Here is a 1,247-nt window from a genome sequence, read left to right as displayed (position 1 = left end):
ACTACATCATCCCCAGCGTCTTCAACGCGAAGGCGACCGAGGCCGTGGCCTCGGCGGTGAAGCGGGCGGCTCTGGCGGCGCAGCCGGCGCAGTGAGCGCCGAGGCCTCCTGAGCTATCGGCCCGCTGTCCCCCGCACCTCGGGGGACAGCGGGCCGAACTCATGGTTCAGAACCTCGTCGAGACCCCACCCGACGAGATGGGCGACCAGCCCGCACACGGCGGCCCAGGCCACCCGCCGCGCCGAGCTCCGGACATTCGCCCGAACGCCCCACGGCGGACGCTCCCTTGTGTGACACCCCATCGGCGCCCCCTTCCATCGGGCGACCCATACCGTTGGCCGCACAAGAAGCACCGAAACGAGCATAAACGGATAAAGGCCAATCACCGTGGCAATTCATCTGATTGGCCCAGCGGTTTCGTATCGGCCGGTTTTGTATCGGCCAGGTATCAGGGAACGCTTGGTTGTCCATCGAAACCCCCGCGGCAACCGTGCACCGGGCCGTGCCGTCCGGTGTGTGCCCTATCGTTCCCCGAGGATCGTCCCTCCCCCGAACAGGAGTCGCCCGCTCGTGTCCTCGCCCGTCCCGGCTCCGGCCGCTCCGCGGCCCGTCCGTGTCCTGCTGGTGGAGGACGACGACCTGATGCGCCGTTCCTTCACCGTCGCCCTGGAGCGCTACGGCTACGAGATGAAGGCCGCGGCCGACGGGCTCACGGGGCTCGAACTGTTCCGTGACGGGAGCTTCGACCTGCTGGTCCTGGACGTGATGCTGCCCGGTCTGGACGGGATCGGCCTGTGCCGCAGGGTCCGGGAGACCAGCCTGGTGCCCGTCCTGATGATGTCCGCCCGCGGCGACGGGCTCGACGTCGTCGCCGGGCTGGAGGCCGGGGCCGACGACTACGTGGTCAAGCCCGTGGACACCTCCGTGCTCGTGGCGCGCATCCGTTCGCTGCTGCGGCGGGCGGCCTGGTCGCCGGCCGCGGTGAGCACCACGTCACCGTCTTCGGGAGGGGACGTGCTCGTCTTCGGGGACCTGACCGTCGACACCGGCGGCATGGAGGTCTTCGTCGCCGGGAACCCGGTGGCACTGACCCCGACCGAACTGAAGCTGCTGCTCGAATTCGCCGCCAGCCCGGGCATCGTGCTGGAACGGCACACCCTTCTGCGCAACGTCTGGGAGTACGGCTGGGACGGCGACAGCCGGGTCGTGGACCTGTGCGTGCAGCGGCTGCGCAGGAAGCTGGGCCG

At 69.5% G+C, this 1,247-nt stretch carries 1 protein-coding gene; it reads left to right on the top strand.

Annotated elements, in window-relative coordinates:
* Positions 1–642 precede the first annotated feature (642 nt).
* Positions 643–1,247 (top strand): response regulator transcription factor (locus tag HG542_RS33360; protein ID WP_218039105.1); only part of this gene is annotated, 605 nt, incomplete at its 3' end.

This window comes from Streptomyces morookaense (genome assembly GCF_013030945.1).
In the GTDB taxonomy this organism is placed as follows: domain Bacteria; phylum Actinomycetota; class Actinomycetes; order Streptomycetales; family Streptomycetaceae; genus Streptomyces; species Streptomyces morookaensis.
The sequence above is the reverse complement of the archived record's forward strand: the minus strand, read 5'-3'. Positions and strand labels throughout refer to the sequence as shown.